This is a genomic window from Pluralibacter gergoviae ATCC 33028 = NBRC 105706 (genome assembly GCF_001598855.1).
GTDB classification, from domain to species: Bacteria; Pseudomonadota; Gammaproteobacteria; order Enterobacterales; family Enterobacteriaceae; genus Pluralibacter; species Pluralibacter gergoviae.
In genome coordinates, this window is the sequence record NZ_BCZS01000007.1 from 18,698 (window position 1) to 40,064 (window position 21,367).

Sequence of the window (21,367 nt, forward strand, 5' to 3'; positions counted from 1 at the left end):
GTGCGTTTTTTGCCCGTCAACAGCGACAGTTTTCTGATTGAACTGGCGAGTCTCGACGAGACGCTGGCCCTCTTTGACACTCTGCGGCAGGCCGCCCTGCCCGGCGTCGACGAGCTGGTGCCTGCCGCGCGCACCGTGCTGGTTCACTTCTCGCCCTGGCTGACCTCGGCCCGCGCCCTTATCGCCGCGATTGCCGCCCTGCCGGTGGCGGCAGGCACCGGGCGCAGCGTGCCGCAGATAAGCGTCGCGGTGCGCTACGACGGCGAGGATCTGCCCGCGCTTGCCGAGCGGCTCGGCGTCAGCGCGGCTGAACTTATTGAGGCGCACCAGTCCCTGCGCTGGAAAGTGGCCTTTACCGGCTTTGCGCCGGGCTTTGCCTATATGGTCAGCCCCGGCTGGGACTATGAGGTGCCGCGCAGGACGACGCCGCGTACCCGCATCCCCGCAGGCTCGCTGGGGCTGGCGGGCGAGTTCAGCGGCATCTATCCGCAGGCCAGCCCCGGCGGCTGGCAGCTGATCGGCACCACCGATACGCCGATGTGGGATATCGCCCGCCGCCCGCCGGCGCTGCTGCAGCCGGGCGCGGAGGTGCGCTTCGTGGCCGACGGCGGCGGGAAGATCGTCTCCCTGCCCCCGGCCGCAGCGCCGACGCCGGTAGCCGACGCGGCGCTGACGATCGTCGCCCCGGGCCTGCTGACAATCTGGCAGGACGGCGGGCGCCGGGGGCAGGCCAATATGGGCGTCGCCGAATCCGGAGCGATGGACAAAACCGCCTGGCGGGACGCCAACCGGCTGGTGGGCAACGCCGCGCAGACGCCCGCGCTGGAGATAGCCTTCGGCGGCTTTGCGGCCAGGGCCGAACGGGACCTGGTGCTGGCGGTCACCGGCGCCGACTGCGCGCTGACGCTTAACGCCGCGCACCCGCTGCCGATGCATCACCCCTTCGCCGTGCGGGCCGGAGACGTGCTGCGCCTCGGTCCCGCCCGGCGCGGCGTGCGCAGCTATCTGGCCATTCGCGGCGTCAGCGCGCCTGCCCCGGTGCTGGCCAGCGCGGCCTTCGATACCCTCGCGCAGGTAGGGCCTGCGCCGCTGCGCGCCGGGGACCGGATCGGTCTGGATCCTCAGGCGAGGACCGGCAGTGTGGCGCTGTCGGCCACGCGCTGCGCGCTGCCCGCGCCCGGCGAGACCGTTACCCTGGACATCATTGCCGGGCCGCGCACCGACTGGTTTGACGACGGCGCGCAGCGCCTGCTGACGACGCAAGTCTGGCAGGTGACCGCCCAGTCCAATCGCATCGGCCTGCGCCTTGCGGGCGAGCGGGCGCTGACCCGCAGCCGACAGCAGGAGCTGCCCAGCGAAGGCACCTGCGCCGGCGCTATCCAGGTGCCGGCCAGCGGCCAGCCGGTGCTGTTTCTCAACGATCATCCGCTGACCGGCGGCTATCCGGTCATCGCCGCCGTGGCGCCGCACCACCTCGACCTCGCCGGACAGATCCCGCCAGGATGCGGTATTCGCTTTAATCCGATCTCCCCTTTTATCGACCTGCAGGAGCACCGTAACGATGACTGATTTAGCCCAGCCCCGCCATAAAGTGCTGATCGCCAACCGGGGCGAAATTGCCGTGCGCGTTATTCGCGCCTGCCGCGATGCCGGGATGGCGTCGGTGGCGGTGTACGCCGATCCCGACGCCGACGCCCTGCACGTCGCGATGGCGGATCAGGCCTTCGCCCTGCCGGGCGTGGCGCCGAAAGAGACCTACCTCAATATTGCGGCGCTGCTCGACGTTGCCCGCCGCAGCGGCGCCACGATGGTGCATCCCGGCTACGGCTTCCTCTCCGAGCGGGCCGACTTTGCCCGCGCGGTGCAGGAGGCGGGGCTTATCTGGATCGGCCCGCCGCCGGAGAGCATCGCCCGGCTTGGCGACAAAGTGCAGGCGCGCAGGATCGCCCTGAAGGTGGGCGCGCCGCTGGTGAAGGGCACCGCCGATCCGGTAGAGAGCGCGCGGGAGGTGGTGGATTTTGCCCGCGAGCACGGCCTACCGGTCGCCATCAAGGCGGCATTCGGCGGCGGCGGGCGCGGCCTCAAGGTGGCCTGGACGCTGGAGGAGATCCCCGAGCTGTTTGCCTCCGCCGTCAGCGAAGCGCAGACCGCCTTCGGGCGCGGAGAGTGCTACGTCGAGCAGTACCTGGACCAGCCGCGCCACATTGAGGCGCAGATTATGGCCGACGGGCACGGCTGCGTGGTGGCCGTCGGCACCCGCGACTGCTCACTGCAGCGGCGCAACCAGAAGCTGGTGGAGGAGGCCCCGGCGCCGTTTATCAGCGACGCCCAGCGCGAGGCCATTCACCGCTCGGCGGTCGCCATCTGCCGCGAAGCGGGCTACGTCGGTGCCGGCACGGTGGAGTTTCTGCTGAGCCGCGACGGCACCCTCTCGTTCCTCGAAGTGAATACCCGCCTGCAGGTGGAGCATCCGGTGACGGAAGAGACGGCGGGCGTCGATCTGGTGCTCGAACAGCTGCGGGTAGCCCAGGGGCTGCCGCTGTCGATAAGAGAGACGCCCGCGCCGCGCGGCCACGCGCTGGAGTTTCGCATTAATGCCGAAGATGCCGGGCGCGGCTTCCTGCCGACGCCGGGCGCGGTGACGCGCTTCGCTCCTCCTTCCGGGCCGGGCGTGCGGGTAGACAGCGGCGTGGAGAGCGGCGGCAGCGTGCCGGGCAGCTACGACTCGCTGATGGCGAAGCTTATCGTCACCGGCGCGACCCGCGAGCAGGCCATTGCCCGGGCGCGGCGCGCGCTGGCCGAATTTCAGATTGAGGGCGTGGCCTCGGTGCTGCCGTTTCACCGGGCGGTGATCGACGAGCCGGACTTCACCGACACGTTTGCCGTCCATACCCGCTGGATAGAGACGGCGTTCAGCGAGCGGGTACAGATCGCCCCGCGCCCGCTGCCGGTGCAGGACGCGCCGCTGACCCGCACCTGGATCGAGCTGGACGGCCGGCGGGTGGCGCTGGGCATTCCCGCCGGGCTGCTGGCCGCGCCGCAGGGGGCGTCTCCAGCTCCGGCGGCACCGGCCGCTGCGGCGGACGAGGGGGATGTGGCGGCGCCGATCTCCGGCGTGCTGCACCGCTGGCTGGCGGAGGACGGCGCCGCCGTCGCCGCGGGCGAGCCGGTGGCGGTGATGGAGGCGATGAAGATGGAGGTTCAGGTACTGGCGGGCCGCAGCGGCGTACTGCGCCGCGCGGTGTCCGCCGGAGAGCAGGCCAGCGCGGGCGCGACGCTTGGGAACATTCGCTAACGCCGGGTCAGGCGATACACCGGCACCAGCCGCGTGGTGCCGGTCAGGCTGTCGGAGACCTCCGTCTCGGCGGTCATGATGCCCATTCCGCTCTTTCTGAGCCGCAGCACGTCGGCGGCGATGCGCTGAATGCCGAACCAGAATAACCCGTCCAGCGCGGTCACCGACAGCCCGGCCTCCAGCGCCTTTTTCAGCCGCTCGCGCGGGGCTTTGGTCTCTTTGGCTATCTGCTGGAAGGGCGCGGCGTCGCTGCCGCCGGGCGCGACCCGGCGGATGCGGGTGGAGAGGCGGTAGTGAAAAGCGTCGGGAATATCGCCAAGCCCGGTTTTCAGGCTGTAGACGCAGCCGAAGCGCTTATCGTTAAACACCGCGCTTTTCTGGCTGATGGCAAGCGTTTCGCGCATCCCGGCAACCAGCTGCGGGGCGCGGATCAGCAGCAGCCGGAAGGGAAGTTCAAAGCTTGTGACGTAATCGACATTGAGCAGCGCAATGCGCAGGCGCTCTTCGCTGCCCGCCCGGCTCTGCTGACATTCGGTGATAACTTCGGCCCACTGGCGGGTCAGGCGCGGATCTTCATTGAGCGCCGTGAACTGGTATTTTTCTATCTGGTAATCAATACGCTCTGCCATCGCTATTCCCTTTCCGCAGATTAACGCTAGTGGGTCACCGTTTTAGAAAAGAGCTGAATGACTACCACGCCGGCAATAATCAGCGTAATGCCCGCCACGGCCGGCAGATCGAGACGCTGATTGAAGAGCAGCCACGACAGCAGGGAGACCAGGCATATGCCCACGCCCGCCCAGATAGCATAGGCAACGCCTAAGTTCATTACTTTCACGACCTGAGAGAGGCCGTAAAAAGAGATGATATAGCCCGTAACCACCGCCAGCGAAGGCAGCAGGCGGGTAAAGCCCATTGAAGCTTTAATCATCGAGGTTGCCAGCGTTTCCGCGACGATAGAAACCAGCAAAATAAGCCAGGTTTTCTGCATGGAGATATCCCTGTTCAGCACGGCGATTTGTGGAAGAATAATCGGCAATAACAGGAGTGTAAACAAGTGTATGGAGCAGCGTCGGCGGCGGGTAATAATCTGCCGCCGGGAGTGCCCGTCCCGGCGGCAGCGCTACTAGCGTTTTTCGACAATCAGCGGCTCGATGTCGCTCTCTTTTTTGACCACCAGCGTTTCATCGCCGCGCAGACAGCTGCCGGCGTAGCTGCCGCCGACGGTGAAGGTGCAGACCTGGATATACTTGCCGTCCACTTTCGGCAGGCACCACAGCTGCTGGTAGATGTTTTTGCGATCGACAAACTGGCCGCTGCTCTGGTCCAGCAGCCCGGCATCGTGGCTGATAAGGTCGATATTGCTGCCGCAGCGCCCGGAGATGGGCTTCACCGCGTAGCCGGTTTTCGCCAGCTCGTCGTTGACCGCGAAGTCGGTATCCAGCAGGTAGTGATGATGCGGGAACAGCTGCCACAGCACCGGCAGAATCGCCTTGTTGCCGGGCACCACGGTCCACAGCGGCTCAAAGACCATCACTTCCGGGCGCAGCAGGACGTCGATCAGCCGCACCTGGTTGTCCGGATGGCCGGTGCGGATCGGCACCGCCGCGTATTCGGTTTCGCTCACCTCGCGCACCTGCTCGATGGCCGTCTCCCAGGCCCAGGTTTTCCATACGCAGTTGACCAGCCGGCCGTCGCCGTCGATAAGCTGCCCGGCGGGATCCCAGCCCAGCTCGTCCAGCCCGCAGAGGATCTTGCTGTCAAAGCCGGCCCGGGTCAGCGCTTCCTGCATAAACAGGGCGTGGTAGCTCTCCTCCAGATCTTTATCCTGCATGATGTGGACGAACGGGCGGGCGGAGCTGTGCTGCCACGCGGCGGTGAGCTGGCTCAGCAGATCTTCCGCCGGGTTGTAGCCGCTGCCCGTATAGCCGGTCTGCGCCCAGCGCTCGAGGATCAGGCCGCCCTCGGTGTGGCAGGAGGCGGAGTCAGCGTTGTACTCGTACACCTTCAGTCCGCGCTCGTCCATGCAGAAGTCCATTCGCCCGGTGATCATGTCGTGGCGGCGGCGCTGCCACGACAGGCGCAGGCGCGGCCAGAGGATCTTCGGAATGTCGAACAGCGCCAGCAGGCTGTCGTCCTTCATCACCTTGTCGGTAGCGTGGAGGTACATCAGATGAACTTCATTGGTAGCCTTGATCAGCTCCTGCTCGGCGGACTCGCTGATGGTGTAGTAGTGGAGCGGATCGTGGTTGATGAAGTGGCCGTTGGCCTTCACGTAGGCGGCCTGCAGCGGGTCCCGTTCGTCGAGCCATTTGCCGCTGAACTGCCCCTTATCCTCAAGCCGCGCGCCGTTAATTTTCAGCGTCCCGCTCGCCACTTCCGGCTGCGGCAGGCCGCCGCGCGCGTCGTCGGTCTGGATCATCCAGCCGAGGATCTCGGTGTCGTCGAAGGTGTCATGCAGCGTGTAGCGGCCGTCCTGTACCGTCAGGGTCAGCTCGCGGGTCCACTGCTGGCCCTGGGGCAGCGGCTGGTGAATGACGTTCTGTTCGGCGATGCGCACCTTGTCGCCCACCAGCTGGGTGATGACCGCCACGTGCCCGGTCTCGTGAAACTCGCCGCCCTTCTGCCAGATCAGCAGCGATCCGGCCTCCGGCGCCCGGCGGGAGCCGTTGGCAAAGGCCTGCAGCGGCAGCAGGTTGTCGTTCACCACCTGGCGCAGAAAGCGCAGGGAGAAGATCTCATAGGCCATGCCGACGTCGGTAAACACAAAGCCGTAGGTGAGGAACAGAAAGCGGCGGGCGAACTCCACGCACTGCCACTTGTGGCCCATGTATTCGTTGTCGATGTAGCTACGAAAGGCGGGATCGTCGCGGGAGGGCCGCGGAACGAGGCTGCTGTAGTTCGAAGAGTAAATGGCAACGCCGCCTGGGGCATATCCTAATAATGTGCCAAACGGCGCATCGCTACTGGACTTTCCTGTACTCATTGTTCCAACCTAAGTCATTAACTAAAAAAAGGCAGGCGGCGAGTGGCACCGGGTCATTGTCGTCTGCGGAGTGTTGCTACTGTGACAGAAGTGGCTTAATCATACACTCGAACAAAAATATTATCGCCGGACAACATGCTAATCAGGAGTCGCTATGCAGGCACAGCCGCTGGAGTGGGGCCACGGCCCGAATACCTTTGAAGTCTTTCTGGAACCCACCTGCCCGTTTTCGGTCAAGGCGTTCAACAAGCTTGACGCCCTGCTGGACACGCTCGGCGAGGAGAACGTAACGGTAAAAATCCGTCTGCAGTCGCAGCCCTGGCACCTGTTCTCCGGGGTGATTGTGCGCTGCATTCTCGCCGCGTCAACGCTGCCGGAGGGCAAGGCCGCCGCCAAGCGGGTGATGCAGGCGGTGGCGGACCACCGGGAGGAGTTTGAGTTTACCGACCACTGCGCCGGGCCCAATATGCAGGCGACGCCGGAGCAGATTATTGACCGCCTGGAGCGCTACAGCGGCGTGCGCGTGCGCGAGGCCTTTGCGGTGCCTGAACTGCAGACGGCGATCAAGTGGCACTGTAAATACGCCCGGCAGAACGGTATCCACGTCTCGCCGACCTTTATGGTCAACGGCCTGGTGCAGGCCGATCTCGGCAGCGGCGATGATATCAGCGCCTGGGCAGAAAGGATTATGGCCTGAGCGATAAAGGCGCAAAGGGTTAAGGCCCGGCGCGCCCCACTGCTACACTCGCTTAATTGATCCACAACCACAAGGCAGGTTCTACGATGTCTGACAACAGCTACCAACCGCCCAAAGTCTGGGAATGGAAACAAAGCAGCGGCGGCGCGTTCGCCAGTATCAACCGCCCCGTCTCCGGCGCCACCCACGAAAAAGCGCTGCCGGTCGGCAACCATCCGCTGCAGCTCTACTCCCTGGGCACGCCCAACGGTCAGAAGGTCACTATTTTGCTGGAGGAGCTGCTGGCGCTGGGCGTCACCGGCGCCGAGTACGATGCCTGGATGATCCGCATCGGCGAAGGCGATCAGTTCTCCAGCGGCTTTGTTGAGGTGAACCCCAACTCTAAGATCCCCGCGCTCAGCGATCGCTCCGTCACGCCGCCGCTGCGGGTCTTCGAGTCCGGCAATATTCTGCTCTACTTAGCCGAGAAGTTTGGCCACTTCCTGCCCAAAGATCTGGCCGGGCGCACCGAGACGCTGAACTGGCTGTTCTGGCTGCAGGGCTCGGCGCCCTACCTCGGCGGCGGCTTCGGCCACTTCTACAACTACGCGCCGGTAAAAATCGAGTACGCCATCGACCGCTTCACTATGGAGGCGAAGCGCCAGCTCGACGTGCTGGATAAACAGCTGGCGCGGGGCCGCTATATCGCCGGCGAAGAGTACACTATCGCCGATATCGCCATCTGGCCGTGGTACGGCAATCTGGTGCTCGGCGGCGCCTACAACGCGGCGGAGTTCCTCGACGCGCAGAGCTATAAGAACGTGCTGCGCTGGGCGCAGGACGTGGGCAGCCGCCCGGCGGTGAAGCGCGGGCGCATTGTCAACCGCGCCCAGGGGCCGCTCAGCGAACAGCTGCACGAGCGCCACAACGCCGGCGATTTTGATACCAACACGGAAGACAAGCGCCAGGGCTAACGCCGTCAGGCCATCTCCTGCGCCAGGCGGAAGCGCTGCACCGCCTGCTGCAGGGCATCGGTCTGCGTCTCCAGCGCCGATGAGGCGCTGGAGACCTCCTCCACCAGCGAGGCGTTCTGCTGGGTCACACCGTCCATCTGAGTAATCGCAATCCCGACCTGGGAAATCCCCCTGCTCTGCTCATCAGAAGCCCCGGCGATCTCCTGCACAAGGGTTGCCACCTCGCCCACCGACTGCATTATCTGCTGCATGGCGGTGCCGGTATCGTTCACCAGTGAGACACCGCCGGCGACCTGGGCGGTGGATTCCGCGATCAGCCCTTCAATCTCCTTCGCCGCCTGGGCGCTGCGGCTGGCCAGATTGCGCACTTCGCTCGCCACCACCGCAAAGCCCCTGCCCTGCTCGCCCGCACGGGCCGCCTCCACGGCGGCGTTGAGCGCCAGAATATTGGTCTGGAAGGCGATGCTGTTGATAACGTCGGTGATTTCGGCGATCCGCGCCGAGCTTTGCGAGATGCCGGACATTTTTTCCACCACGGCGGTCACCAGCTTGCTGCCTTCCGACGCCGACTGCGCCGATGAGGACGCCAGCCGGCTGGCCTGCCGGGCGCTCTCGGCGTTGCGCTGCACGGCGGCGGTGAGCTGCTCCATGCTGGCGGCGGTCTCTTCGAGCGCCGCCGCCTGCTCTTCGGTGCGCTGCGACAGATTGGTATTGCCCGCCGCAATTTCCGTCGCGCCACGCCAGATATTCTCGCTGCCGCTGCGGATGGCGCTGACCGCCGCGCTGAGGCTGTGCTGCATGTCGTTGAGGATAGGCACCACCTGGCCGATGCAATTGCGGCCAATCTCCTCCATCGGCTGGCTAAGATCCCCCTGCGCCATCTGGCGGAAGTGCTGACGCACCCGCTCCAGGGGCCTGACCAGCATCGCGACCAGATAGCGGTCCGAGAACAGCAGCAGCAGCAGGCCAGTAATGACCGCCGCCATGATCAGGGTGCGGGTCACTCTGGTCAGGTGGTCTACCGTTAACCGGGTCTGCGCCAGCTTTTTACCGGCCTGGGCCGTGAATTTCTCTGAGCTGGCGGAAAACGCCCGGCTAAGCGCCGGGGTGGTGTTTTGCGCCAGCGCGCGCCACGCCTCGACGTTGCCGGCCTTAGCCTGCGCCATCTGCGGCGCGGCCCCTTCATCCAGCAGCGTCTGCCAGCGGGCGATAAGCTCTGCGGAGACGGCCGGGGTCATCGGCCCCGGAGAGACCTGTTTAAAGTCATCAAGGCGGCTGCGCATCTGATCAAGCGCCTGCTGCGCCGGCGCGAAATCAGCCGTCCGGCCGGTCATGGCGCGGTTGAGGCGGGTGATAAAGCGAAAGTAGCGGTCGTTACCTTCGCTGAGCAGCAGCATCTGGTTCACCAACTGCCGATCGGTATCGTTACCTTTGGCCACCTGCGACAGTGACCATATGCTGTAGCCGCCGACGCCGGACCACAGCAGCGCAAAAATGCTCAGAGTGATCAGCATCACCCGCCTGATAGTGAAGTTACGCAGCAGATTCATATATTCCCCCGGAAAAATCGGTTAATTAAGGTGATCTATGTCACGTCAATCCGGTTATCGGCAGGGAATGAAATAGTTATAACGTTTCGTATGATCTTTTTGTAAACAGAATAATGTCCTGAAAGCGTCTTTATGCGATCCCGCCAGGTTACCGCCGGGCGTCCGCTGTATAGACTGTATAGAATAGAAATGACGTTTTAAAACAACCAAGAAGGGGAGTTCATGTCCTGGTCTGCCAGTCCCGATCGCTATTCCCGCATGCAGTACCGCTACTGCGGCAGCAGCGGCCTTCAGCTACCCGCGCTCTCGCTGGGGCTGTGGCACAGCTTCGGCCACGTACAGCCGCTGGAGTCCCAGCGCGCCCTGCTGCGCACCGCCTTTGATGCCGGTATTACCCATTTCGACCTCGCCAACAACTACGGCCCGCCGCCGGGCAGCGCGGAAGAGAACTTTGGCCACCTGCTGAAAAGCGACTTCGCCGCGTACCGCGATGAGCTGATTATCTCAACCAAAGCGGGCTACGATATGTGGCCCGGCCCCTACGGCGCGGGCGGCTCGCGTAAATATCTGCTGGCGAGCCTCGATCAGAGCCTGCGGCGCATGGGGCTCGACTATGTGGATATCTTCTACTCCCACCGGGTAGATGAAAACACGCCGATGGAAGAGACCGCCGCCGCGCTTGCCCACGCGGTGCAGAGCGGCAAGGCGCTGTACGTCGGGATCTCGTCCTACTCCACGGAACGCACCCGCACCATGGCCGCGCTGCTGCGCGAGTGGAAGATCCCGCTGCTGATCCATCAGCCCTCCTACAACCTGCTCAACCGCTGGGTGGATAAAACCGGGCTGCTGGACGCCCTGCAGGAGAGCGGCACCGGCTGTATCGCCTTCACGCCGCTGGCCCAGGGCCTGCTGACCGGCAAATACCTCAACGGCATTCCGGATGGCTCGCGAATGCAGACCGAGGGGAAAAAGGCGCGCGGCCTGACGGAGAATATGCTGACGGAGAGTAACCTCAGCAGTCTGCGGCTGCTGCAGGCGATGGCGGAAAAACGCGGGCAGAGCATGGCGCAAATGGCCCTGAGCTGGCTGCTGAAGGACAATCGCGTCACCTCCGTGCTGATTGGCGCCAGCCGTCCCGAGCAGGTGGAAGAGAACGTCAGGGCGCTGGATAACCTGCAGTTCAGCGCGCAGGAGCTGGCGCAGATTGACCAGCACATCGCCGACGGCGGGCTGAATCTGTGGCAGGCCTCGTCGGATAAATAACACTCAGGCCCCCGACGGGGGCCTGATTCGCTTTATATCAGCCGGAAGACGGCAGCGGCGCTCTGCAGCGCCCCCGGTTACTTCGCCCCGGCCCGCTCTTCCGCCACCAGACCTATCTTGAGATAGCCCGCCTGATGCAGCGTATCCATCACTTTCATCATGGTTTCGTAGTTCACGGTCTTGTCGGCGCGGAAAAAGATAGTGGTGTCCTTTTTACCCTCGGTGAGCGCGTTGAGCGCGCTAATCATCGTCTCCTCGGTGACCGGATCGTTACCGATAAACATGGTGTCATCGGCTTTAACGCTCAGGTAAACCGGCTTTTCCGGGCGCGGCTGCGGCTGGCTGGAGGCCGCAGGCAGGTTGACTTTGACGTCCACGGTGGCCAGCGGGGCGGCGACCATGAAGATAATCAGCAGAACCAGCATGACGTCGATAAACGGCGTCACGTTGATTTCGTGCATCTCATCGCCATCTTCCATGTTTTCGTTCATGCGCATTGCCATGTGCTGTCACCCCACTCGCAGTTTTTGCGTCGCGTGTACCGGGGAGGCGCTGCTGGCGTTAAGATCAAGATCGCGGCTCTGCAGCAGCAGGACCTGCGCGGCGACATCGCCGAGCATCGCCTTGTAGCTGGCAATCATGCGGGCAAAGACGTTGTAGATAACGACCGCCGGGATCGCGGCAAACAGGCCGATACCGGTCGCCAGCAGGGCTTCGGCAATGCCGGGGGCCACAACGGCAAGGTTGGTGGTCTGGGTCTGGGCAATGCTGATAAAGCTGTTCATGATGCCCCAGACGGTGCCGAACAGACCGACGAACGGCGAGATGGCGCCGATAGTCGCCAGGAAGCCGTTACCGCGGCCCATATAGCGGCCAACGGCGGCAACGCGGCGCTCCAGGCGAAAGCCGGTGCGCTCTTTAATGCCTTCGCGGTCTTCGGAACCTTCGGAAAGCTCCAGCTCATTCTGCGCTTCATTAATCAGCATCGCGCTCAGGCTTTTGGCCTCAAACGTGGAGGCCACTTCGCTCGCCCGATCGAGGGAGCGCACGTCGCTGAGCTGCTTCTGCTCGCGCTTGAGGCGGCGCTTGTGCGCCAGCAGCTCGGTGCTCTTGCTAAAGAAGATTGCCCAGGTAACGATCGAGGCCAGAACCAGACCAATCATCACCACTTTAACAACGATGTCTGCATGATGGTACATGCCCCAAACGGAGAGGTCCGTCTGCATCAAATCATTACCCACTGTGTCTCTCCAGGATCTGAATCACAAAAAAACTGAGCGTAATGATATCAAAACGACGTCGAATTGATAGTGGTTCTCATTACTATTTCCCCAGCCGTAAAATTTTATTCTATATCGGACCGCGACCGATACAGACGCTCGCAATCGTGCTAGTTTAGACGTCCAGACGTATAAAAAAGGCAGAGCGAACATGTCCGACAAGCCACTCCATCATCAGGAAACCGCGCTGGTCCACGCCGGGCGCAGCAAACGATACACCCAGGGTTCGGTGAACAGCGTGATCCAGCGCGCCTCATCGCTGGTTTTTGACACCGTCGAAGCTAAAAAGCACGCGACGCGCAACCGCGCGAAGGGCGAGCTGTTTTACGGTCGCCGGGGGACCCTGACCCACTTCTCGCTGCAGGAGGCAATGTGCGAACTGGAAGGCGGCGCCGGCTGCGCGCTGTTCCCCTGCGGCGCGGCCGCCGTCGCCAATACGATACTCGCCTTTGTTGAGCAGGGGGACCATGTCCTGATGACCAACACGGCCTATGAGCCGAGCCAGGATTTCTGTACCAAAATCCTCGCCAGGCTCGGCGTCACCACCGGCTGGTTCGATCCGCTGATCGGCGCAGAGATAGCAAGCCGCGTTCAGCCCAATACCCGCGTCGTGTTTCTGGAATCCCCGGGCTCTATCACCATGGAAGTGCACGATGTCCCGGCCATCGTCAGCGCGGTGCGCAGCGTCGCCCCGGAGGCGATCATCATCATCGATAACACCTGGGCCGCCGGGGTACTGTTTAAGGCGCTGGACTTCGGCATTGATATCTCGATTCAGGCCGCCACCAAGTACCTCATCGGCCACTCCGACGGCATGATAGGCACGGCGGTCGCCAACGCCCGCTGCTGGGATCGGCTGCGCGAGAATGCCTATCTGATGGGCCAGATGGTGGATGCGGACACCGCCTACATGACCAGCCGCGGCCTGCGCACGCTGGGCGTGCGCCTGCGTCAGCACCATGAAAGCAGTATCAAAATTGCCGAATGGCTGGCGCAGCATCCGCAGGTTGAGCGGGTTAACCACCCGGCGCTGCCCGGCAGCAGGGGGCATGAGTTCTGGAAGCGCGACTTTACCGGCAGCAGCGGCCTTTTTTCTTTTGTGCTGAAGAAGCGGCTGAACGACGCCGAGCTGGCGGCCTATCTCGACAATTTCACGCTGTTCAGCATGGCCTACTCCTGGGGCGGCTTTGAGTCGCTGATCCTGCCCAACCAGCCGGAGCAGCTAGCAGCGATTCGTCCCGAAGGCAAGGTCGATTTCGACGGTACGCTGATCCGTCTGCACGTTGGTTTAGAGAATGTTGACGATCTTATCCAGGATTTATCTGCAGGCTTTGAACGTATCGTGTAAAGTGGCTGCCAATGGACACCAGTACGGACAAATGCGGTTACAATCGTCTGTATGAGATGCGCCCGGGATCAAGATGTTTCGGGCGATTGAGGAGTATACTGTCGGCAAATTCGCACGTACCGCAGCAGGCGGTTTGCGCGATGACGCGTATAACCAGAAATAGAATGTATACACAAAATCATTCAAGTTGCATCAAGGCGGCAGGTGAGTGACAGGAGTCTCTCATTAATCCCAGGTGCTTACTCAAGTAAGTGACCGGGGTGAACGAGCGCAGCCAACGCAGAGGCAGCTTGAAGGATGACGTGTATAGTCCCACAGGAAAGTCCATGGTTGTTATTCAAGAGATTGTCGCCGCGCTCTGGCAACATGATTTCACCGCGCTGGCGAATCCCCACGTGGTGGGCGTTGTTTATCTGGTCATGTTTGCGACGCTGTTTTTAGAAAACGGGCTGCTGCCGGCTTCGTTTCTGCCGGGCGACAGCCTTCTGCTGCTTGCCGGCGCGCTGATTGCAAAAGATGTCATGGACTTCATCCCGACGATGGCGGTGCTGACCGCCGCGGCGAGCCTCGGCTGCTGGCTGAGCTATATTCAGGGACGCTGGCTCGGCAATACCCGCATCGTGAAAGGCTGGCTGGCGCAGCTGCCGGTGAAGTACCACGAGCGCGCCACCTGCATGTTCGATCGCCACGGGCTGCTGGCCCTGCTGGCGGGCCGCTTTCTCGCCTTCGTCCGCACGCTGCTGCCGACCATGGCCGGGATCTCCGGGCTCTCGAACCGCCGCTTCCAGTTCTTCAACTGGCTGAGCGCCGTGCTGTGGGTTGGCGTGGTAACCGGCTTCGGCTATATGCTCAGCATGATCCCGTTCGTCAAGCGCCACGAAGACCAGGTGATGACCTTTCTGATGATCCTGCCCATCTTTCTGCTGGTCTGCGGCCTGTTCGGCGCGGTGTTCGTGGTCATCAAAAAGAAATACTGCAGCGCCGCCTGACGGCGCACCGCACCGTTCCCGGCTACACGCCGGGAATGCCCCGAATACGCGCCGCATCCTCTCCCGGCGTAGTGCCAAAATAGCGCTTAAACTCCCGACTGAACTGCGAGGCGCTTTCATAGCCCACCCGCATCGCCGCGGTGCTGGCGTTCAGGCCGTCGTGGACCATCAGCAGCCGCGCCTTGTGCAGGCGGTAGGACTTGAGGTACTGCAGCGGCGAAGTGCTGGTCACGGCCTTGAAGTTGTGGTGGAACGCCGACACGCTCATGTTGGCCTCCGCCGCCAGCCGGTCAACGCTGAGGTTTTCGGTATAGTGGCTCTCAATCTGCTTTAGCACCCGGCTTATCAGGCTGAAGTGGGTCTGGCGGCTGACCAGCGCCGTCAGCGCCCCGCCCTGCGGCCCGGTCAGTACGTAATAGAGGATTTCCCGCACGATCTGCTTACCGAGAATGCGCGCGTCCAGCGGGCGCGTCATCACGTCCAGCAGCCGCTCGGCGGCGCAGAGGATCTCATCCGTGAGCGGCGAGGAGTTGATGCCGCTCGCCGCTGCCGGCGTCTGAAACTGGCGGTCCTCGCCGATATCCATCAGCAGCTCCTGGAGCTGAAGCACGTCGATGTTCAGCCGCATGCCCGCAAGCGGCACGGACTCGGTCGCGAAGGTCTGACACTCAAACGGCAGCGGCACCGTCAGCAGCAGGTATTCGTTGGCGTCATAGCGGAACGTCCGCGCATTGATGTAACCAATTTTATGGCCGGAAAAGAGGAATATAACGCCCGGCTGATACATCACCGGCATGCGCGGCCAGGGCTGCGTGTCGTAGAGCAGCGTGATATCCGGCAGCAGTCTACTCAGATTATCTTCTTTATTTATCAGCGTGTTAATCTTTTCAGATAACAACTGGCAAATGGCTTCTCGGCTCATCGCAGATCCTCACGGGAGAAAATTTCAACGACCGCATTGTGCCTTCGCCGATGCATTTTCTCCAGCGGCGTGGAGAAATAGGCAAGACTAAAACAGGAATGTGCATTGAGCGAAATAGCGATGATGATCACAATATTCAGCATCAGGCAGCCCTCCGGCCGCCTCCGTTACAGAGAGAGCAAGCCATGTTTAATTTTAATCTGCACACTCCTACCCGGATCCTGTTTGGTAAAGACGCCATCGCCGATTTGCGCGCGCAGATCCCTGACGACGCCCGCGTGCTGGTCACCTACGGCGGCGGCAGCGTGAAGAAAACCGGCGTGCTGGATCGGACGCTGAGCGCCCTGAGCGGTCTTGAAGTGCTGGAGTTTGGCGGAATTGAGCCGAACCCTTCCTATGAAACCCTGATGAACGCGGTGAAGATTGCCCGCGAACAGCAGGTTACTTTCCTGCTGGCGGTCGGCGGCGGTTCGGTGCTGGACGGCACCAAGTTTATTGCCGCCGCCGCGCACTACGCTGACGGCGTCGATCCGTGGGAGATTTTACAGACTTATGGCGAGAAGATAGCCAGCGCTATCCCGATGGGTTCAGTGCTGACCCTGCCGGCGACCGGCTCTGAATCCAATAATGGCGCCGTTATCTCGCGTAAAACCACCGGCGACAAGCAGGCATTCAGAAGTCCGCATGTACAGCCGCAGTTTGCCGTACTCGATCCGGTCTATACCTACACGCTGCCGCCGCGCCAGACCGCCAACGGCGTAGTCGATGCCTTTGTTCACACCGTTGAACAGTACGTGACCTACCCGGTCAATGCCCAAATTCAGGACCGCTTCGCCGAGGGCATCCTGCTGACCCTGATTGAAGAGGGTCCGAAAGCGCTGGCGGAGCCGGAAAACTATGACGTGCGCGCCAACGTGATGTGGGCCGCGACCCAGGCGCTCAACGGCCTGATTGGCGCCGGCGTGCCGCAGGACTGGGCGACCCACATGCTGGGCCACGAGCTGACGGCAATGCACGGCCTCGATCACGCCCAGACGCTGGCGATTGTTCTGCCCTCCCTGTGGAACGAAAAGCGCGACGCCAAGCGCGCCAAGCTGCTGCAGTACGCGGCCCGGGTGTGGAACATTACCGACGGCACGGATGACCAGCGCATCGACGCCGCCATTGCCGCCACCCGCCGCTTCTTCGAAAGCATGGGCGTGCCGACCCGCCTGTCGGACTACGGCCTCGACGGCAGCAGCATCCCGGCGCTGGTCGACAAGCTGGAAGAACACGGCATGACAAAACTGGGTGAAAATCAGGATATTACTCTCGACGTCAGCCGCCGCATTTACGAAGCCGCCCGCTAAGGTTTTTCTGCATTCCCTTTCGTTTTTGCGGTTTTCGACCAGACTTAATGCTACGACTTCACCGGGGAGAGTAAGCGGCCCCGGTGAATTTTCACCTTAAGGAGGAACGCATGACACATCCAACCGTAATCAAGCTCCACGACGGCAACGTAATGCCGCAACTGGGTCTCGGCGTGTGGAAAGCAGGCAACGAGGACGTTGTGAACGCCATTCACAAGGCGCTGGAAGTGGGCTATCGCGCGATCGATACCGCCACAATGTATAAGAATGAAGAGGGCGTAGGTAAAGCGATTCAGACCGCCAGCGTCCCCCGCGATGAGCTATTCGTGACCACGAAACTGTGGAACGACGACCAGCGCCGCCCGGCGGAAGCCCTGCAGGAGAGCCTGGACAAGCTTAAGCTCGACTACCTCGATCTCTACCTGATCCACTGGCCGGATCCCGCGCTGGACCGCTACGTTGAGGCCTGGCAGGGCCTGATCAAACTGCGCGAGCAGGGGCTGGTGAAAAGCATCGGGGTGTGTAATTTCCAGGCGCCGCACCTGCAGCGCCTGATTGACGAGACGGGCGTGACGCCGGTCATCAACCAGATTGAGCTGCACCCGCTGATGCAGCAGCGTCAGATGCAGGTCTGGAACGCCAACCACAAGATCCAGACCGAATCCTGGAGCCCGCTGGCGCAGGGCGGCGAAGGCGTCTTCGATCAGGCCATTATCCGCAGGCTGGCGGACAAATATGGCAAAACCCCGGCGCAGGTGGTCATTCGCTGGCACCTCGACAGCGGCCTGGTGGTGATCCCGAAATCGGTCACGCCGTCGCGCATCGCCGAAAACTTTGACGTCTGGGATTTCCGCCTCGACAAAGAGGAGCTGGCGGAGATCGCGAAGCTGGACCAGGGCAAGCGCCTTGGGCCGGATCCGGACCAGTTTGGCGGCTGAGTTCTGGCGTTAGCGCCGATATCTTGCCGGGCGGCGCTACGCTTGCACGGCCTGCAAAACCATTGAATACAGGCCCGGCGGCAAATGCCGGGCTTTTTTACGCCTTCGTCGGGCGTTTGCCCGCAGGTCTCGCCGGACGCCTCTGGTGCGCGGCCGGCGTATGTTTGGTCAGCGCGGGCTGCGCGCGGCGGCCCTGGCGGCGGGCCTCGCGCATCTCCTCGACAGTCGGGGCGGGCACCAGGCAGTCGCGGCGTCCGCCAATCAGGTGCTTTTTACCCATATTTTCCAGCGCCTGGCGGATCAGCGGCCAGTTGGCCGGATCGTGGTAGCGCAGCAGCGCCTTGTGCAGCCGGCGCTGGCGGTCGCCCTTCGGCACCGCCACATCCTCGCTCTTGTAGTTCACCTTATTGAGCGGATTCTTGCCGGTGTAATACATGGTGGTGGAGTTGGCCAGCGGCGACGGGTAGAAGTTCTGCACCTGGTCGAGTCGGAAGCGGTGGCGCTTGAGCCACAGCGCCAGGTTGACCATATCCTCATCGGTGGTGCCCGGGTGCGCAGAGATAAAATAGGGGATCAGATACTGCTCTTTGCCCGCCTGCTTCGAGTAGGTATCGAACAGCTCTTTAAAGCGGTGGTAGCTGCCCATGCCCGGCTTAAGCATTTTCGACAGCGGCCCCTCCTCCGTATGCTCCGGGGCAATCTTCAGGTAGCCGCCGACGTGGTGGGTCGCCAGCTCTTTAATGTAGCGCGGATCGGCCACCGCCAGATCGTAGCGCACCCCGGAGGCGATGAGGATCTTCTTCACGCCCTTAAGATCGCGGGCGCGGCGGTAGAGATCGATAGTCGGCTGATGGTTGGTGTCCATGTGCGGGCAGATCTCCGGATAGACGCAGGAGAGCCGGCGGCAGGTCTGCTCGGCGCGCGGCGAGGTGCAGCGCAGCATGTACATGTTGGCGGTAGGCCCGCCGAGATCGGAGATAATGCCGGTAAAGCCGGGCACGCTGTCGCGAATGGCCTCGATCTCGTTGATGATCGACTCTTGCGAACGGCTCTGGATAATGCGCCCCTCGTGCTCGGTGATCGAGCAGAAGGCGCAGCCGCCAAAGCAGCCGCGCATGATGTTCACCGAGAAGCGGATCATCTCGTAGGCCGGGATGCGGCTTTTGCCATAAGCCGGATGCGGCACCCGCTGATACGGCAGGGCGAAAACGCTGTCCATCTCTTCGGTTGAGAGCGGGATCGCCGGCGGATTGATCCACACGTAGCGGTCGCCCTGCTTCTGCATCAGCGCCCGGGCGCAGCCGGGGTTAGTTTCGTGGTGAAGAATGCGCGAGGCGTGGGCGTACATCACCTTATCGGCCTTCACCTTCTCAAAAGAGGGCAGCAGAACGTAGGTTTTCTCCCACGGCTTCGGCTTCGGCGGCTGGACGGTGACAGGCTTCGCCTCCGGCTCATCGGACTGCGGCTTTTTATTCTGCATGCAGGCCAGATCGTCGCCGTAGGGATGCGGGATCGGGTCTATCCTGCCCGGCCTGTCGATGCTGCGGGAGTCCACGCCGCTCCAGCCCGGCAGCGCCTCCTTGACGATAATCGCCGTATTGCGCACGTCGCGAATATCGGCCACCGGCTCGCCCATCGCCAGGCGGTGGGCCACTTCCACCAGCGGGCGCTCGCCGTTGCCGAAAATCAGCATGTCCGCCTTGGCATCCACCAGCACCGAGCGGCGCACGGTATCGGACCAGTAGTCGTAGTGCGCGGTGCGGCGCAGGCTGGCCTCGATGCCGCCGAGGATCACCGGCACCTCTTTCCACGCCTCTTTGCAGCGCTGGGTGTAGACCAGCGTCGCCCTGTCGGGACGCTTGCCCGCGACGTTGTCCGGCGTATAGGCATCGTCGTGGCGCAGCCGGCGGTCGGCGGTGTAGCGGTTGATCATCGAGTCCATATTGCCGGCGGTAACGCCGAAGAACAGGTTCGGCTTGCCGAGGCGCATGAAGTCCGCTTTGCTGTTCCAGTCCGGCTGGGCAATGATGCCGACCCGGAAGCCCTGCGCCTCCAGCATGCGGCCGCAGATCGCCATCCCGAAACTCGGATGATCGACGTAGGCATCCCCGGTGACCAGGATAATATCGCAGCTGTCCCAGCCGAGCTGGTCCATCTCCTCCCTCGACATGGGTAAAAACGGCGCCGGGCCAAAGCAGGCCGCCCAGTACTGGGGCCAGGAAAAGAGGTCGCGATCGGGCTGGATCAGGGATGTTGCGCGCATAGGACGTCCGGGAGATGGTTAAAAAGGCTGCAAAAGGCGGGGATTATACGCCTTATCAGCACAAAATGAAGGGATTATTTGGGCTGCGGCGGGCAGCCCGGCAGGGGCGCGCTACGGCGCCGGATTCACCAGAATTTGTCCGATGGAGCCGCGGTCCGCCAGCTCCAGGGTCTGGCTGGCGAACTGGAACGGGAAGTGCGGCCACGACGGCTGGCCGAAGTAGACCAGCAGTTCGACCTGGCCGTCGACCCAGACGGTATCTTTCCAGCCCCGGTCTTCCGGGAACGGCATGGCGCCGTTAACGTTGGTTATCTGGAACATCACCCCTTCGATGTGGAACGACTGCGGCGAGTCGGCGCGCAGCGTCCAGCGCTCCCAGCTGCCCTGCTGGGCGGTGACGTCGATGCGCTGCGGATCCCACAGGTGGCCGTTGATGCCCGGATCGTCGCCGAGAGTAAAGTCGCGGTTGCGGATGGGAGACCCGGCCACCATTTCGGTGGGCAGCAGGCGCATCGGCAGGCTGTCGGTGACCAGCGGCAGCAGGCCGGTGGGGCGCAGGGTCAGCACCAGCGTGGAGATCAGGATGCTGGAAGGCTCAAAGAAGCCGCGAATGCGATCCACGATGCTCGCCGCTTCGCCGCAGGTGATCGACACTTCGTCGCCGTTGGTCATGTCGACGAGGATCTCGCGGCGCTCGCCGGGGGCCAGCGACAGCTGCCTGACCGACACCGGCGCCGGCAGAAAGCCCTGGTCGCCGGAAATCACGTGCAGCGGGCGGCCGTCGCTCATCTGCAGCTGGTAGCGGCGGGCGTTAGAGGCGTTGAGCAGGCGCAGGCGCACCCAGCCGCGCGAAACTTCCACGTAGGGGCTCTGGGCGCCGTTGACCAGCAGCGTATCGCCGACGAAGCCGCCGCTGCCCGGTTCGCTGTACTCCGGCGCGCCGAAGTTATCCAGCCGCTTGTCCTGGATGATCACCGGGAAGTCGTCCACGCCGTAGTGGTTAGGAATAGGTAAGGACTTACTGACTTCATCCTCTACCAGCCACATGCCCGCCAGGCCGTTGTAGACCTGCTGCGCCATATGGTTGGGGGTATTGGCCTGATACCAGAGGGTGGCCGCGCGCTGGCGGATAGGCAGCACCGGCGCCCAGTCGGCGCTCGGCGACATCATTCGCGCCGCGCCGCCCATCAGCGGCCCCGGCACCTGCAGCCCTCGGATAGTCATGGCCACGTTGTCCGTGAGCCGGTTGCTGTAGATAAGCTTAACGTCGTCGCCGTTCCAGACGCGGATGGTCGGCCCGAGGTAGCGGCCGTTGACGCCCCACACCGGCGCGCGGGTGCCCGGCGTGAATGACCAGTGGGCGCGCTGCAGCGTCATAAACAGCGGCTGTCCGCGGCGGGACTCCAGCAGAGGCGGCACCGGCAGCGCGGGCTGCTGGCCCGCGGCATTTGCCCTCAGCGGCACGGAGCCCGCACAAAGTGCAAGCCCTGATGCCTGAATAAACTGACGCCGACTGAGTGACATATTAACTCCA

Annotated in this window: 19 protein-coding genes; 9 read left to right on the top strand and 10 right to left on the bottom strand. The window is 62.9% G+C overall.

The annotated features are described in order from the left end of the window. Together ENGE1_RS09135 and ENGE1_RS09140 are read left to right on the top strand one after the other, a co-directional pair. Positions 1-1,569 (top strand): 5-oxoprolinase subunit B/C family protein, encoded by a 1,569-nt coding sequence (locus tag ENGE1_RS09135; RefSeq protein ID WP_048253431.1) that lies wholly within the window; start codon positions 1-3, stop codon positions 1,567-1,569. Beyond that, entirely contained in the window at positions 1,562-3,295 is a 1,734-nt protein-coding gene (locus ENGE1_RS09140) for an acetyl/propionyl/methylcrotonyl-CoA carboxylase subunit alpha (protein ID WP_048253432.1), read from the top strand. Before ENGE1_RS09135 ends, ENGE1_RS09140 begins: the two co-directional genes overlap by 8 nt. Here ENGE1_RS09140 and ENGE1_RS09145 read toward each other — a convergent pair. From ENGE1_RS09145 to gss, 3 genes are all read right to left on the bottom strand, one after another. Then, entirely contained in the window at positions 3,292-3,924 is a 633-nt protein-coding gene (locus ENGE1_RS09145) for an ECs1377 family protein (RefSeq protein ID WP_048253433.1), read from the bottom strand. The two genes, ENGE1_RS09140 and ENGE1_RS09145, sit on opposite strands and share 4 nt — an antisense overlap. Before the next feature lie 26 nt (positions 3,925-3,950). Then, positions 3,951-4,286: a DMT family transporter gene (locus ENGE1_RS09150; RefSeq protein ID WP_043081984.1), complete on the bottom strand. Its 336-nt coding sequence runs from the start codon at positions 4,284-4,286 to the stop codon at positions 3,951-3,953. Positions 4,287-4,421: 135 nt separating this feature from the next. After that, the gene (gene gss / locus ENGE1_RS09155; RefSeq protein WP_043081982.1) at positions 4,422-6,281 is read right to left on the bottom strand and encodes a bifunctional glutathionylspermidine amidase/synthase; all 1,860 of its coding nucleotides are present in this window, start codon (positions 6,279-6,281) and stop codon (positions 4,422-4,424) included. Between the two features lie 154 nt (positions 6,282-6,435). Here gss and ENGE1_RS09160 point away from each other — a divergent pair, with 154 nt between their 5' ends. Both ENGE1_RS09160 and yghU read left to right on the top strand, forming a co-directional pair. Continuing rightward, complete coding sequence (locus ENGE1_RS09160; RefSeq protein WP_048253434.1) at positions 6,436-6,978, top strand: DsbA family protein; 543 nt, start codon at positions 6,436-6,438, stop codon at positions 6,976-6,978. Between the two features lie 86 nt (positions 6,979-7,064). Beyond that, positions 7,065-7,931 carry a glutathione-dependent disulfide-bond oxidoreductase gene (gene yghU / locus ENGE1_RS09165; RefSeq protein ID WP_045287432.1) on the top strand — a complete coding sequence of 289 codons (867 nt, stop codon included), beginning with the start codon at positions 7,065-7,067 and terminating at the stop codon, positions 7,929-7,931. A 5-nt stretch (positions 7,932-7,936) separates the two neighbouring features. Here yghU and ENGE1_RS09170 read toward each other — a convergent pair whose 3' ends face one another. Then, positions 7,937-9,481, bottom strand: coding sequence for a methyl-accepting chemotaxis protein (locus ENGE1_RS09170; protein WP_048253435.1), 1,545 nt, complete (start codon positions 9,479-9,481; stop codon positions 7,937-7,939). A gap of 222 nt (positions 9,482-9,703) precedes the next feature. Between ENGE1_RS09170 and mgrA the strand changes: the two genes are divergently transcribed. After that, the gene (gene mgrA / locus ENGE1_RS09175; RefSeq protein WP_048253436.1) at positions 9,704-10,744 is read left to right on the top strand and encodes an L-glyceraldehyde 3-phosphate reductase; all 1,041 of its coding nucleotides are present in this window, start codon (positions 9,704-9,706) and stop codon (positions 10,742-10,744) included. A 77-nt stretch (positions 10,745-10,821) separates the two neighbouring features. On the opposite strand, the gene exbD is transcribed toward mgrA, so the two are convergent. Continuing rightward, a complete protein-coding gene (gene exbD, locus ENGE1_RS09180) occupies positions 10,822-11,247 on the bottom strand; it encodes a TonB system transport protein ExbD (RefSeq protein ID WP_043081976.1) in 426 nt (141 codons plus the stop codon). 6 nt (positions 11,248-11,253) lie between these two features. Beyond that, positions 11,254-11,985, bottom strand: a complete 732-nt coding sequence (gene exbB, locus ENGE1_RS09185) for a tol-pal system-associated acyl-CoA thioesterase (RefSeq protein ID WP_043081975.1) — start codon at positions 11,983-11,985, stop codon at positions 11,254-11,256. 190 nt (positions 11,986-12,175) lie between these two features. On the opposite strand from exbB, the gene metC reads away from it, so the two are divergent. Continuing rightward, positions 12,176-13,372, top strand: a complete 1,197-nt coding sequence (metC, locus tag ENGE1_RS09190) for a cystathionine beta-lyase (protein WP_043081973.1) — start codon at positions 12,176-12,178, stop codon at positions 13,370-13,372. A 326-nt stretch (positions 13,373-13,698) separates the two neighbouring features. After that, on the top strand, positions 13,699-14,361 hold the full coding sequence (yghB, locus tag ENGE1_RS09195) for a DedA family general envelope maintenance protein YghB (protein ID WP_043081972.1): 663 nt from the start codon (positions 13,699-13,701) through the stop codon (positions 14,359-14,361). Between the two features lie 22 nt (positions 14,362-14,383). Here yghB and ENGE1_RS09200 read toward each other — a convergent pair whose 3' ends face one another. Together ENGE1_RS09200 and ENGE1_RS28400 are read right to left on the bottom strand one after the other, a co-directional pair. Continuing rightward, entirely contained in the window at positions 14,384-15,283 is a 900-nt protein-coding gene (locus tag ENGE1_RS09200; protein WP_043081971.1) for an AraC family transcriptional regulator, read from the bottom strand. Continuing rightward, complete coding sequence (locus ENGE1_RS28400) at positions 15,280-15,426, bottom strand: hypothetical protein (RefSeq protein ID WP_098938801.1); 147 nt, start codon at positions 15,424-15,426, stop codon at positions 15,280-15,282. The genes ENGE1_RS09200 and ENGE1_RS28400 overlap by 4 nt, the downstream gene beginning before the upstream one ends. A 42-nt stretch (positions 15,427-15,468) precedes the next feature. On the opposite strand from ENGE1_RS28400, the gene yqhD reads away from it, so the two are divergent. Together yqhD and dkgA are read left to right on the top strand one after the other, a co-directional pair. Beyond that, positions 15,469-16,632: an alcohol dehydrogenase gene (gene yqhD / locus ENGE1_RS09205; RefSeq protein ID WP_048253437.1), complete on the top strand. Its 1,164-nt coding sequence runs from the start codon at positions 15,469-15,471 to the stop codon at positions 16,630-16,632. A 110-nt stretch (positions 16,633-16,742) separates the two neighbouring features. Then, positions 16,743-17,570 (top strand): 2,5-didehydrogluconate reductase DkgA, encoded by an 828-nt coding sequence (gene dkgA, locus ENGE1_RS09210; RefSeq protein WP_048253438.1) that lies wholly within the window; start codon positions 16,743-16,745, stop codon positions 17,568-17,570. Positions 17,571-17,667: 97 nt separating this feature from the next. Here the strand turns inward: dkgA and ENGE1_RS09215 are convergent, their stop codons facing one another. After that, on the bottom strand, positions 17,668-19,833 hold the full coding sequence (locus ENGE1_RS09215) for a YgiQ family radical SAM protein (RefSeq protein WP_048253439.1): 2,166 nt from the start codon (positions 19,831-19,833) through the stop codon (positions 17,668-17,670). Positions 19,834-19,944: 111 nt separating this feature from the next. Continuing rightward, entirely contained in the window at positions 19,945-21,357 is a 1,413-nt protein-coding gene (gene ftsP, locus ENGE1_RS09220; protein WP_043081965.1) for a cell division protein FtsP, read from the bottom strand. Positions 21,358-21,367 lie beyond the last annotated feature (10 nt).